This window comes from Bacillus sp. FJAT-27231 (genome assembly GCF_001183975.1).
In the GTDB taxonomy this organism is placed as follows: domain Bacteria; phylum Bacillota; class Bacilli; order Bacillales; family Domibacillaceae; genus Pseudobacillus; species Pseudobacillus wudalianchiensis.
Genome location: NZ_LFZU01000001.1, coordinates 290,791 through 303,064, shown reverse-complemented (window position 1 = coordinate 303,064; position 12,274 = coordinate 290,791). Strand labels below are relative to the sequence as shown.

Annotated in this window: 12 protein-coding genes, 2 tRNA genes, 1 rRNA gene and 3 other annotated features; of the genes, 3 read left to right on the top strand and 12 right to left on the bottom strand. The window is 42.2% G+C overall.

Going from position 1 to position 12,274, the window contains the following annotated elements:
• Positions 1–956: 956 nt before the first annotated feature.
• Together groL and groES are read right to left on the bottom strand one after the other, a co-directional pair.
• Positions 957–2,582 (bottom strand): chaperonin GroEL, encoded by a 1,626-nt coding sequence (groL, locus tag AC623_RS01545; protein WP_049659840.1) that lies wholly within the window; start codon positions 2,580–2,582, stop codon positions 957–959.
• 54 nt (positions 2,583–2,636) lie between these two features.
• A complete protein-coding gene (groES, locus tag AC623_RS01540; protein WP_049659838.1) occupies positions 2,637–2,924 on the bottom strand; it encodes a co-chaperone GroES in 288 nt (95 codons plus the stop codon).
• A 463-nt stretch (positions 2,925–3,387) separates the two neighbouring features.
• Here groES and AC623_RS01535 point away from each other — a divergent pair, with 463 nt between their 5' ends.
• On the top strand, positions 3,388–4,125 hold the full coding sequence (locus AC623_RS01535; protein ID WP_049659833.1) for a CPBP family intramembrane glutamic endopeptidase: 738 nt from the start codon (positions 3,388–3,390) through the stop codon (positions 4,123–4,125).
• Positions 4,126–4,155: 30 nt separating this feature from the next.
• Entirely contained in the window at positions 4,156–4,356 is a 201-nt protein-coding gene (locus tag AC623_RS01530) for a YdiK family protein (protein ID WP_049659829.1), read from the top strand.
• Between the two features lie 68 nt (positions 4,357–4,424).
• Here the strand turns inward: AC623_RS01530 and tatC are convergent, their stop codons facing one another.
• Genes tatC through AC623_RS01515 form a run of 3 tightly spaced genes read right to left on the bottom strand, consistent with a single transcriptional unit; the run spans position 4,425 to position 6,077 of the window.
• Positions 4,425–5,171 (bottom strand): twin-arginine translocase subunit TatC, encoded by a 747-nt coding sequence (gene tatC, locus AC623_RS01525; protein WP_049659824.1) that lies wholly within the window; start codon positions 5,169–5,171, stop codon positions 4,425–4,427.
• Positions 5,172–5,188: 17 nt separating this feature from the next.
• Positions 5,189–5,368, bottom strand: coding sequence for a twin-arginine translocase TatA/TatE family subunit (locus AC623_RS01520; protein ID WP_049659822.1), 180 nt, complete (start codon positions 5,366–5,368; stop codon positions 5,189–5,191).
• Between the two features lie 49 nt (positions 5,369–5,417).
• Positions 5,418–6,077 (bottom strand): redox-sensing transcriptional repressor Rex, encoded by a 660-nt coding sequence (locus tag AC623_RS01515; protein WP_049659816.1) that lies wholly within the window; start codon positions 6,075–6,077, stop codon positions 5,418–5,420.
• Between the two features lie 189 nt (positions 6,078–6,266).
• On the opposite strand from AC623_RS01515, the gene AC623_RS01510 reads away from it, so the two are divergent.
• Positions 6,267–8,189 (top strand): ABC-F family ATP-binding cassette domain-containing protein, encoded by a 1,923-nt coding sequence (locus tag AC623_RS01510; protein WP_049659812.1) that lies wholly within the window; start codon positions 6,267–6,269, stop codon positions 8,187–8,189.
• A gap of 279 nt (positions 8,190–8,468) precedes the next feature.
• Here the strand turns inward: AC623_RS01510 and tsaD are convergent, their stop codons facing one another.
• The 7 genes from tsaD to rrf all read right to left on the bottom strand — a co-directional run bounded on the left by tsaD (position 8,469) and on the right by rrf (position 11,535).
• Entirely contained in the window at positions 8,469–9,488 is a 1,020-nt protein-coding gene (gene tsaD / locus AC623_RS01505) for a tRNA (adenosine(37)-N6)-threonylcarbamoyltransferase complex transferase subunit TsaD (protein ID WP_049659807.1), read from the bottom strand.
• Complete coding sequence (rimI, locus tag AC623_RS01500; RefSeq protein ID WP_049659802.1) at positions 9,488–9,934, bottom strand: ribosomal protein S18-alanine N-acetyltransferase; 447 nt, start codon at positions 9,932–9,934, stop codon at positions 9,488–9,490. Before rimI ends, tsaD begins: the two co-directional genes overlap by 1 nt.
• Entirely contained in the window at positions 9,935–10,633 is a 699-nt protein-coding gene (gene tsaB / locus AC623_RS01495) for a tRNA (adenosine(37)-N6)-threonylcarbamoyltransferase complex dimerization subunit type 1 TsaB (protein ID WP_049659801.1), read from the bottom strand.
• Entirely contained in the window at positions 10,630–11,085 is a 456-nt protein-coding gene (gene tsaE / locus AC623_RS01490) for a tRNA (adenosine(37)-N6)-threonylcarbamoyltransferase complex ATPase subunit type 1 TsaE (RefSeq protein ID WP_049659799.1), read from the bottom strand. Before tsaE ends, tsaB begins: the two co-directional genes overlap by 4 nt.
• Before the next feature lie 157 nt (positions 11,086–11,242).
• Positions 11,243–11,319 (bottom strand) — tRNA-Asp (locus AC623_RS01485).
• A gap of 4 nt (positions 11,320–11,323) precedes the next feature.
• Positions 11,324–11,397: transfer RNA gene (locus AC623_RS01480), tRNA-Met, on the bottom strand.
• A 22-nt stretch (positions 11,398–11,419) separates the two neighbouring features.
• Positions 11,420–11,535: ribosomal RNA gene (rrf, locus tag AC623_RS01475) — 5S ribosomal RNA — on the bottom strand.
• A gap of 121 nt (positions 11,536–11,656) precedes the next feature.
• Positions 11,657–11,918, bottom strand: a sequence feature (23S ribosomal RNA rRNA prediction is too short).
• Between the two features lie 19 nt (positions 11,919–11,937).
• Positions 11,938–12,097: a sequence feature (23S ribosomal RNA rRNA prediction is too short), on the bottom strand.
• 19 nt (positions 12,098–12,116) lie between these two features.
• Positions 12,117–12,262: a sequence feature (23S ribosomal RNA rRNA prediction is too short), on the bottom strand.
• Between the last annotated feature and the right edge of the window lie 12 nt (positions 12,263–12,274).

The following is a 12,274-nucleotide window of genomic DNA, read 5'->3' as shown; positions in this document are numbered from 1 at the left end:
ATGATTAGTGTTCTAGAACGCGGGAGCTATTCTTGAGCATTTTTTTTCGCTCACTTCCATTTGCTTTGTAAGCGACGATATCCACCTTCTAACCCCTATATATTTAAGAAACTTCCAAACATTTACACAATGAATAAAGAGGGAATTGAATACATCAAAACAAACTCCCCATCTATTTATAGGTTTGAATTTGATAAAAATATTATCCATATCACAAAAACGTACTATAATTCGAAAAACATTACTAAGGAATATCAATTACTTCTGCCTAATAAAAATAATTCCAGACGAAAAATTGTGGTGGATGAATCGAACATCGAACTTTTTAGAAGACATAAGCAAGATTAAGAACAAATTATTACTCGTTTAGGTATTCCTTACAATGATGAGGGCTATGCCTTTGTCAATTTTAATCTCCACCCCGCAAAGTAGATGGCTAGATTAACAGAAAAGGGAAAATTTAATCCACAGCTTCCCCCTCACTCTCTACGCCGTTGCTCCTAATCATGGTTTGTCATTCGTGCAATAGGGGTTTAGGAACAGGATTACATGTTAATCCCACTTTTCTGCTTTTCAATCGCTTCTCGTTATTTAATATAATCTTTATCTAATGGGCCATCAGGTCATGCGCATCTTGTGGAGAGTTCTTTTCCGTATTCAGAAACACCGGGTCAAACTTGATATATTCACCCGGTTAACTAAATACTTATATGTTAAAAATAGTTGGAGAAATCACGATAGTAACTAGATGGAGAAAGATGCATCGAAGAAAAGTAACCTATTTATATAATGATGCCTTATCGATTATCAAAATAAATTAAGCACCCCATAAATTTTTATGGAGTGCTTTCTTAATTAAAATCACACGTTTTTAAAATTAATGTGATTTTCTAGATATACTAACACCTTTGGGGATGCTGTAACCATTGATAAATCAAACATTTATCAATTAAAGATTACATCATGCCGCCCATTCCGCCCATGTCAGGCATACCCATGCCGCCAGCGTTTTCTTCTGGCTTGTCAGCAACAACTGCTTCAGTTGTTAAGAACATAGAAGCAACAGATGCTGCGTTTTGAAGCGCGTAACGAGTTACTTTTGTTGGGTCAACGATACCCGTTTCGATCATGTTTACCCACTCGCCAGTTGCTGCGTTAAAGCCGATGCCGACTTCTTCGCGTTTTAAGCGATCCACAACGACAGATCCTTCAAGGCCTGCGTTGAACGCGATTTGGCGGATTGGCTCTTCAAGCGCACGAAGAACGATTTTCACACCCGTTGCTACGTCGCCTTCTGCTTCTACTGCTGATACTTTGTTGTATACGTTCACAAGGGCTGTACCACCACCAGAAACGATTCCTTCTTCAACCGCTGCACGAGTTGCGTTTAATGCATCTTCAATGCGAAGCTTGCGTTCTTTTAATTCTGTTTCTGTAGCCGCTCCAACTTTGATCACAGCTACACCGCCAGCTAATTTCGCTAAGCGCTCTTGTAATTTTTCACGGTCAAATTCAGAAGTAGTTTCTTCTAATTGAACACGGATTTGGTTTACGCGAGCTTCGATTTGAGCAGAGTCTCCTGCCCCTTCAACGATTGTTGTGTTTTCTTTAGAAACGACAACTTTTGCTGCGCGTCCAAGTTGAGTGATGTTCGCAGATTTAAGGTCAAGACCTAAATCTTCTGTGATCACTTCACCGCCAGTTAATACAGCAATGTCTTCAAGCATTGCTTTACGGCGGTCACCGAATCCAGGTGCTTTTACCGCTACAGCATTGAATGTACCGCGTAACTTGTTCACTACAAGTGTAGCCAAAGCTTCGCCTTCTACATCTTCAGCGATGAGTAAAAGAGGTCTGCTTTGTTGAACCACTTGCTCAAGTACAGGAAGTACTTCTTGAATGCTTGAGATTTTCTTATCTGTGATTAAGATATACGGATTGTCAAGAACGGCTTCCATTTTATCAGAATCCGTTACCATGTATGGAGAAGCGTAGCCGCGGTCGAATTGCATACCTTCTACCACGTCAAGCTCTGTTGTGAATCCTTTTGATTCTTCGATTGTGATAACGCCGTCGTTGCCTACGCGCTCCATTGCTTCAGCGATCAATTGGCCAACTTCTTCGTCAGCAGATGAAATCGCTGCAACTTGTGCGATTGACTCTTTGCCTTCGATTGGCTTAGAGATTTCTTTTAAAGCTTCCACAGCTGTTTGAACAGCAAGGTCCATCCCTTTACGTACGCCAACAGGGTTTGCGCCTGCTGTTACGTTTTTCAATCCTTCGCTGATCATCGCTTGTGCAAGAACAGTCGCCGTTGTTGTACCGTCACCTGCTACATCGTTTGTTTTGCTTGCTACTTCAGCAACAAGCTTTGCACCCATGTTTTCGAATGCATCTTCCAGTTCGATTTCTTTCGCGATCGTTACACCGTCATTTGTGATAAGCGGTGAACCGAATTTTTTCTCAAGAACCACGTTGCGTCCTTTAGGTCCAAGAGTTACTTTTACAGCATCCGCTAGTTGATCTACTCCGCGAAGCATCGCGCGGCGTGCTTCTTCGCTAAATTTGATCTCTTTAGCCATATGAAAAACCTCCCCAGTTATTTGAATTATTTTTAATCATTAAGTATTCGTTTATTATTCACCTGTTACAGCAAGGATGTCGCTTTCACGAAGGATTAATAATTCTCTGCCTTCGTATTTCACCTCTGTACCAGCATATTTAGAGAAAAGGATACGCTCGCCAACAGCTACTTCAAGAGCTACTCTTTCGCCGTTATCAAGCACACGGCCGCTGCCTACTGCTACAACTTTACCTTCTTGCGGCTTTTCTTTCGCTGAATCTGGCAGCACAATGCCGCTGGCTGTTTTTTCTTCTGATTCAACCAGCTCAATTATTACGCGATCACCTAGTGGTTTTAACAAGTGAAACAACCTCCTTGGAATATATGTAATATTTTTATTTATTAGCACTCTCAACTGAAGAGTGCTAACCCAATTAATATAATAAATAAAATGATTTTTTTTTGCAAGGGTGAAGTAATTTTTTTTACAAATCATTTTTCAAATGGAATAAAATACTGAAAATCGCTTCTGTTTGAATGATGAACTGTTTATTAGTAAAATACTCTTTGAGCCCTATGCATTATAAAAGATGGGTTCGCTAGCAATTTGGCGGCCCATATCATGATTGTCCATTGACCATAATGCTATACAATTAAAAAATGCACGCTTTCACTTTTAAGGTTATCTAGTTCCAGCGCCTAGCCGCTCGAGGTCATATGTTAATCCGGCTGTGCGGCTGAAAAACGCTGCTCCGCCAGCTCGACATATGCTTGTCGCGGCTGGACAGGCGCTTCCACTTTTATTATAAAGGAGCTCTTTTCATTTGAAGAAGACATATGGCTATATTCTAATTGTTTACATTTTAATGCAACTGACAGGCTTGGTGGCTCCTCTGCTTATATTTAAAGCGGGACTTGCCCTTGGCGGTGAACCGCAAACGCTGCAAAAGCTTATTCCCGGCTACTGGCTCGTCTTCAGCTTCATGGCTGCCCTGATTATTGTATTGCTTCTTTTACGGAAAGATGCTAGAAACAGCCGGCTTGAGCGAATGGCGCCGCTGCCAGCAGGACAATCTGCCTTTTGGGCCATTGCTGGTGTCTTTTTAGCTTTGTTCGGCCAGCGGATTGCAATTGCGATCGAAACCGCTTTAGGCATTGAAATGGGCTCTGAAAATACGGAGACCATCATTCACATTATTGAGCTTGTACCTCTTATGATGGTTGCTACAGCTATTTTTGGACCGATCCTAGAGGAAATCGTATTTAGAAAGATTATTTTCGGCAGCTTGTATGAAAAGTTCCCGTTTTGGGTGTCGGCTTTAATCAGTTCTGTTATTTTCGCCCTTGCCCATGCCGAACCCGAACATATTATTCTTTATTCATCAATGGGATTTACCTTTGCTTTTCTATATGTAAAAACAAAAAGACTGCTTGTTCCTATATTCGCCCATGTTGCCATGAATTCCTTGGTCGTTGTTGTACAATATTTTTATGCGGATGAATTAGAGCGGATGATGAAAGAAGCAGAACAAATACAAAGCTTTGCTACTTGGCTTTTCTAAGCTCACAGCTTTAGATTTTGGAGGAATTAGATGAAACAATCACCGTTAACGACTGGGATCCTCTACTTGATCCTTGGTGCGTTCTTTACTTATTTAGCGATTCAAGATGTGAACACGGGCGGATTTGGTTTTTTCACGTACTTGCTCATTCTGCTGGCAACGATGGACATTGGTTCTGGCATTCGCTTAATCTTTATGCACTTTCGCTTGAAAAGCAGCGAAAAAAAATAAGGCTGTTCCTTCAAAAGCTGACTTCCGCTCCTTGCGGAAGTTCGGCTCTTTTGTGGGACAGCCTTATTTCATTCTGTATTTCCTGCTTCTACTTCTGCCTGCAGTGTTTTTTTATAGCTGATTTTTGAAATCCAAATGCTAATTTCGTAGAGAATCACCAAAGGAATCATTACGATAATTTGCGATATTACATCCGGCGGTGTGATCACACCTGCTACCACAAGCAAGATAAAATACGCATAACGGCGGACTTGTGAAAGAAACATCGGTGTAATGATACCAAGCCTTGTTAAAAACATTGTGACCACTGGCAGCTGAAACAAAATGCCGAATGGAAGCGTAATTTGAAACAAAAACTGAAAATATTCGTTAATGCCAATAACCTGCTCAATGTGCAGGTTTCCAGATAGCTTCATCATGAAATGAATGATATACGGAAACAGCACGAAATAAGAGAAGGAAATCCCAGCGAGAAACAAGACAACCGATAACGGAATGTAGCTGAGTGTTACTTTTTTCTCTTTTTCCAGCAGCCCTGGACTAACGAAAGCCCATAACTGATAAAGAATCATTGGGCTAGTCAATATAAAAGCGATCACAAATGCCATTTGAAAATAAATCTTCAAAGGGTCTGTCACACGGAAAGCATTCATCGTTAATTCCTTTGCCTCGTCCGCATGCTGTAAATAACGGATAATCGGCTCAGCTAAGAACAAACCGGCAATCATAGCTAGGAACAAGAAAACGATTACTATAATGAGCCGTTTTCGCAATTCGCCGATGTGTTCATATATTGTCATGTCTTGTCGACTCATTGTCATTCATCCTAACCTTACTGAGGGTCTTTCTTATCCTCTGGTTTATCGTCGTCTTCTGCCAGCCCTTTTGTCGCATTCTTAAACTCTTTTAGCGTATCGCCTGCTGCGCGTCCAAGCTCGGGAAGTTTTTTCGGTCCAAAAATCAATATGGCTGCTCCGGCAATTAAAATGATACTACCTACACTTAATCCCATTTATGCAGCACCTCCTTTTCTTCATCATAACCGATTTTTCGGCATAATTCTATTCTGACTTTTCTTCTGAAGCTTCCGGATAATTCTTTAAAAAATAGACTAAGGATTGCAATTCAACCGCTAGATCAATATGATGTACCCGAAGCGTCGGCGGGACATTTAATCTTGCGGGTGTAAAGTTCAATATTCCTTTAATATTACAGTCAACAAGACGGTCTGTAATGCCTTGTGCTGCCGTTGCCGGAACCGTTAAAATGGCTACAGGCACTTCTTTTGAACCCAGCGTCTCTTCTAGATCATCCATATGATAAATCGGGACATCTCCAATCACCGAGCCTACTTTTCCCTCGTCTACATCGAACGCGATCTGAATCTTCGTATTATTATTTTTCATAAAATTATAATTCAAGAAAGCGGTACCTAAATTCCCTACTCCAATAAGAGCCACGTTTGTTACCTCATCTTGATCAAGCGTTTTACGAAAAAACGACAGTAAATAACTGACATTATAGCCGTAGCCTTTTTTGCCAAGTGCGCCAAAGTAAGAAAAGTCACGACGAATCGTTGCTGAATCCACTTTAACCGCTTCACTTAATTCTGCAGATGAAACCCGCTGTTTACCAGAAGAATGCAGGTTTTGGATAAATCGATAATACAAAGGCAGACGCTTGGCCGTCGCCTGTGGAATCTTTAATGAATCATGGTTCATGTCTATACCCCCAGCGCTTGCTGCTCCATTCTTTAACCTTTTGATTCAATCACTTCTTCCATCATACAATATTTTGCACGGCTTGTCTTTGAACTTTATGATCCTTTCTATCATCCATAAAGGTGAAAGAGAATTGCCCATGCCTATAGAATCAGCTACACTAATAAGTAGAAAATTGAGGTGAGAAGAATGATTTTACTGCAGGTGCAACAGCTTACGAAATACTTTGGAGCAGAAATGGTCTTATCCAATATTAAACTTGAAGTCCAAACAAGAGATCGGATTGCCCTCGTTGGCAGAAACGGGGCAGGAAAATCGACTCTTTTAAAAATAATTGCTGGTATTCTTTCCTATGATTCCGGAAATATCTTAAAACCCAAAGACGTAACGATCGGTTACCTTGCCCAAAATACCGGGCTTGAATCGGACTTATCGATTATGGATGAAATGCTTTCGGTCTTTTCACATTTGCGCACTATGGAGAAACAGCTGCGCCGCTTAGAAGAACAGATGGCGGATCCTAATGTATATGAGGATGCGACCCAGTACGAACGGGTTACAAAAGAATACGATTTGCTGCAAAATGAATTTAAGGAATCTGGCGGCTATCAGTTTGAAGCAGATATCCGTTCTATTCTGCATGGCCTAAACTTTAGCGACTTCGATTACGAAACAAAAATTTCCACTTTAAGCGGCGGCCAAAAAACGCGACTGGCTCTCGGAAAGCTTTTATTAACAAAACCAGATATTCTTATTCTGGACGAGCCGACGAACCATTTAGACATTGATACGCTTTCTTGGCTTGAACAATATTTGCAAGGCTACAGCGGAGCGATTTTAATAGTGTCCCATGACCGTTATTTTCTTGATAAAGTCGTGAATCAGGTATATGAGATTTCCCGGCAGCACATTAAAAAGTTCCATGGAAACTATAGTCAGTACTTAACAAAAAAAGCAGAACAATATGAACGTGACATGAAATTGTTTGAAAAACAGCAAGAGCAAGTAGCCAAGCTGGAAGACTTCATTCAACGCAATATTGCCCGGGCCTCCACAACAAAACGAGCCCAAAGCCGACGCAAGCAGCTTGAGCGCATGGAACGGATAGACCGGCCCGATGGTGACGAAAAATCTGCTAATATCATGTTTCAAATTGAAAAACAAAGTGGCAATGAAGTATTGAAAGTAAATAATTTAGCGATTGGCTATGACAAAGAAGTAATCGCCAAAAATCTTAATCTATACCTCCAACGAGAAGAAAGCACGGCACTAGTCGGTCCAAACGGGGCAGGAAAATCGACGTTTCTTAAAACCATTGTCGATAAATTGCCGTTATTAGCCGGAAATTTTTCTCTCGGAGCAAATGTGTCTATTGGATATTATGACCAGGAACAAGCGAATTTAACGTCTAATAAAACGGTGTTAAATGAATTGTGGGATGATTACCCATCTAGTGATGAAAAAGAAATCCGGACGATTCTTGGCAACTTCCTATTCTCGGGCGATGATGTCCTAAAGCCTGTCCATGCGTTAAGTGGCGGAGAAAAAGCACGATTGGCCCTTGCTAAGCTAATGATGCAGAAATCTAATTTCCTTGTTCTAGATGAGCCAACGAACCATTTGGATCTAGACAGCAAAGAGGTGTTGGAAAATGCGCTGATCGATTATCCCGGTACCCTTTTATTCGTTTCTCATGACCGCTACTTCATTAATCGCATCGCTTCAAAAGTAATTGAAATGTCCAGTAGCGGCATGACGGAATATCTTGGCGATTATGACTACTATGTCGCTAAAAAACAAGAACAAAAAGAGCTGGCCGAACTTGAAAAAACTGCTTTGCCAAAGGTAGAAGAAACAACACCAGCCGATTCGTCTAACTATTACAGCGACAAGGAACAAAAGAAAAAAGAACGGCAGAAGCGCCGGCGTATTGAGGAAATAGAAGAACGAATTGAAAGTCTGGAGTTGGAAGTAGAGGAAGCAGAAGACCTGCTTTGCCAGCCGGAAGTTTTTCAAGACCATGAAAAGTCTTTAGAGCTTCAGCAAAGGGTGGAATCTTGTCAATCAGAAATTGAGAAACTTATGCAGGAGTGGGAAACTCTTCATGAATAGAACAGAAATAATAAGAATAAGTTATTTTTTTCACTTTTTATACACAGAGTTATACACAAAATAACATGCTTATTTTTGGGGTTCTAATTTACTTTTACACACTATCCACAAAATTAATTGGACTTGTCCACAAAACACACAGATTTTCATCGACAGAAATAAAGTTTTTTCCACAACATAATTAACTTATTCACAAACTATCCACAGTTTGTGAACAAAACAAAGGACTGGTCCCTCACAAGAGACCAGTCCTTTTGAATTTTTGTTAGCGATTCACTTTTATGATTGTTCAATATCCAATCCTGGATAACCATTCATAGCCAAATCCTCAAATTTTCCCTGTTCGTATAAAATTGTGCCCGCCGCTGCAATCATCGCTGCATTGTCTGTACAAAGGCTTAACGGCGGAATGATCAATTCAATATCCTTTAATTCAGCAAACTGATCCTCTAGAGCTTTTCTAAGCCCTCGATTAGCTGCCACACCCCCAGCTAATAACACCTGCTTAACCTGATATTCCTTCGCTGCTTTGATTGTTTTTGCCGTGAGCACCTCAATCACGCTTTGCTGGAAGCTAGCCGCTACATCTTCTGGCTTCAATTCTTGATTTCGTTGCTCGGCATTGTGGAGAGTGTTGATAACGGCTGACTTTAAGCCGCTAAAACTAAAATCATACGACCCCTCTTCAAGCCATGCACGAGGAAGATCAATCGTCGGCTCTCCTTCAGTTGCAAGCCGGTCAATGTGAGGACCGCCGGGATAAGGCAAATTTAATGTGCGTGCTACCTTATCATATGCTTCTCCTGCTGCGTCATCACGTGTTTCCCCAATGACTTCAAAGCTACCGTGTTCTTTCATCAGCACAAGCTCTGTATGGCCGCCAGAGACGACAAGCGCCAGCAATGGAAAAGCAAACTCTTTGATCAAGCGATTAGCATATATATGGCCAGCAATATGATGAACACCGATAAGTGGCAGCTGATGAGCAAAGGCTAACGCTTTTGCTGCATTGACTCCCACTAAAAGAGCTCCAACGAGGCCGGGTCCTTTCGTCACGGCAATAGCATCAAGATCATCAAAAGTCATATTCGCTTGTTGTAAAGTGTCTTCAAGCACTAACGTAATTTGTTCTACGTGATGGCGGGAGGCAATCTCAGGGACAACTCCACCGAATCGTTTATGGCTTTCAATTTGTGAAGAAACAACGTTAGCGACGATTTCCCGGCCATTCTTAATAATAGCGGCTGCCGTTTCATCACAGCTTGTTTCTAACCCTAATATATAGATATCTTTTTTCATCATAACCTCACCCACATTACTAATGCATCCTCTTGATTATCGGAATAATAATTTTTTCTGATTCCACCTGGTTGGAATCCTAATTTTTTGTACAAATTTTGAGCAGGCTCGTTGCTCACCCGTACTTCTAATGACATAATGGAGGCTCCTCTCTTTCTAGCCGCATTCATAACGGCAACGAGTAATTCCTCACCTAATCCTCGGCCTCGATACTCCGGCAGAATGGCAATATTGGTGATCTGTGATTCATCCAGTACAAGCCACATGCCACAGTAACCTACTAACTTCCCTTCATATTCAGCTACATGGTAAATCGCAAAATAATTATTGTTCAGTTCATTAAAGAAAGATTGCTTTGTCCACGGTGTAGTAAAGCTGCTCTTTTCAACTTCATATACTTCATTTACATCATGAACCGTCATAAGACGGACAGTCATTCCACTCATTTACTTCTCCGCCTTCTGCTGTTCCAGCCATTTCGTTTCTGCCTCTGCCAAACGGATGTAGTTAGGAACAAAAGAATGAAGGTCGGCAGCTGGCTCATGTAAGCCAAGACGGGCAAGATCGGACGGCCGTGGTGAAGCTGCAAGGCCTCCTTTTAAGAGCGCTTGATCTGCCATTATCTCTTGTATAGACTCCGCATGCAGGTGAACATCCTCACCGAGAAAGAGAACTTCTCGATCCAACTTCTTCAATTGGCTGCACCAGTCTGTCAAAGCAATGTTCTGATCTTCCTCCACGGCGACTAGCTTTCCATCCTCAAAGCGGTATAATCCGGTATATACTCTGCCGCGTCTGGCATCAAAAATAGGAGAAATATAAGACGGGTACAAATAAGCAGAAGCCGCCAAAACAGCGAGACTTGACACTCCTGCTAAAGGAATCTTTAAGGACCAAGCTAACGTTTTGGCAATCGTTACGCCAATGCGCACACCTGTATAAGAACCGGGACCTTTCGCAACTACTATTTTGTCCAACTCTGCCGGCTTTACTTCGCATTCATTCATTAATGCCTGAATAGCTGGCATCACTCGTAAAGAATGATTTTTATTTAAATTAGTCATATGCTCACCAATGATCCGTTCCCCATCTAAAAGAGATACGCCCAGTGCATAAGTAGATGTATCAATCGCTAACACTTTCATTTCATTAACTCCTCACTCATCCTAACATATCGGTCGCCCTTTGGTTCGATGGAGATTTCACGTTCATCATTTCCTTTATGAGAAATAACAATTTTTAAATAGTCTTCAGGAAGCTGCTGCTCAATTAAATGAGCCCACTCTACTACACATACGCCCTCTCCATAAAAATACTCATCAAATCCCAAGTCTTCTTCTGCATCTGTCATTCGATAAACATCCATATGATAAAGAGGAAGTCTCCCTTTATATTCTTTTATAATCGTAAAGGTTGGACTGTTTACATTTCGCCTGATTCCTAACCCTTTAGCGAGTCCTTGCGTAAAAGTAGTTTTTCCTGCTCCTAAATCGCCTTCTAGCAAAAGAACAGTACCTGGCTCCAAAAGATGGGCCAACCTCTCTGCAAAGGACTGAGTTTGTTCAGCACTCTTAGTGACAAATGTCAGTCTATCCATAAAAAGTCTCCCTTGTCGCATATAATATGTAATCGTAAAAAAACCTTAGGAATGATCAATCCTAAGGTAGTGTGTTGAATATAGTATATCTTAAATCGTTATATAAAAAAAGAAACGAAACAAAGTTTCGCTTAGTTGTAAAAGCTTATAGATAAAATGGCGGTCCGGACGGGACTCGAACCCGCGACCTCCTGCGTGACAGGCAGGCATTCTAACCAACTGAACTACCGGACCAAGATTGCGGGGACAGGATTTGAACCTGCGACCTTCGGGTTATGAGCCCGACGAGCTACCGGACTGCTCCACCCCGCGACGATAAAATATTTAATAACCAGCCTGGCAACGTCCTACTCTCACAAGGGGAAGCCCCTCACTACCATCGGCGCTGAAGAGCTTAACTTCCGTGTTCGGGATGGGAACGGGTGTGACCTCTTCGCTATCGCCACCAGACTGTATAAAGTTGAAAGAGTTTATTCTTTCAAAACTGGATAATAAGTATTGTAACCGCAACAACCTGCCATAGGTGTTTACTTGTGCACTCGAAAGTGCGTTTAATTTTTAGGATAAGTCCTCGATCGATTAGTATTCGTCAGCTCCACGTGTCGCCACGCTTCCACCTCGAACCTATCTACCTGATCATCTTTCAGGGATCTTACTAGCTTGCGCTATGGGAAATCTCATCTTGAGGGGGGCTTCATGCTTAGATGCTTTCAGCACTTATCCCGTCCGCACATAGCTACCCAGCGATGCCTTTGGCAAGACAACTGGTACACCAGCGGTGCGTCCATCCCGGTCCTCTCGTACTAAGGACAGCTCCTCTCAAATTTCCTGCGCCCGCGACGGATAGGGACCGAACTGTCTCACGACGTTCTGAACCCAGCTCGCGTACCGCTTTAATGGGCGAACAGCCCAACCCTTGGGACCGACTACAGCCCCAGGATGCGATGAGCCGACATCGAGGTGCCAAACCTCCCCGTCGATGTGGACTCTTGGGGGAGATAAGCCTGTTATCCCCGGGGTAGCTTTTATCCGTTGAGCGATGGCCCTTCCATGCGGAACCACCGGATCACTAAGCCCGACTTTCGTCCCTGCTCGACTTGTAGGTCTCGCAGTCAAGCTCCCTTGTGCCTTTACACTCTGCGAATGATTTCCAACCATTCTGAGGGAACCTTTGGGCGCCTCCGTTACT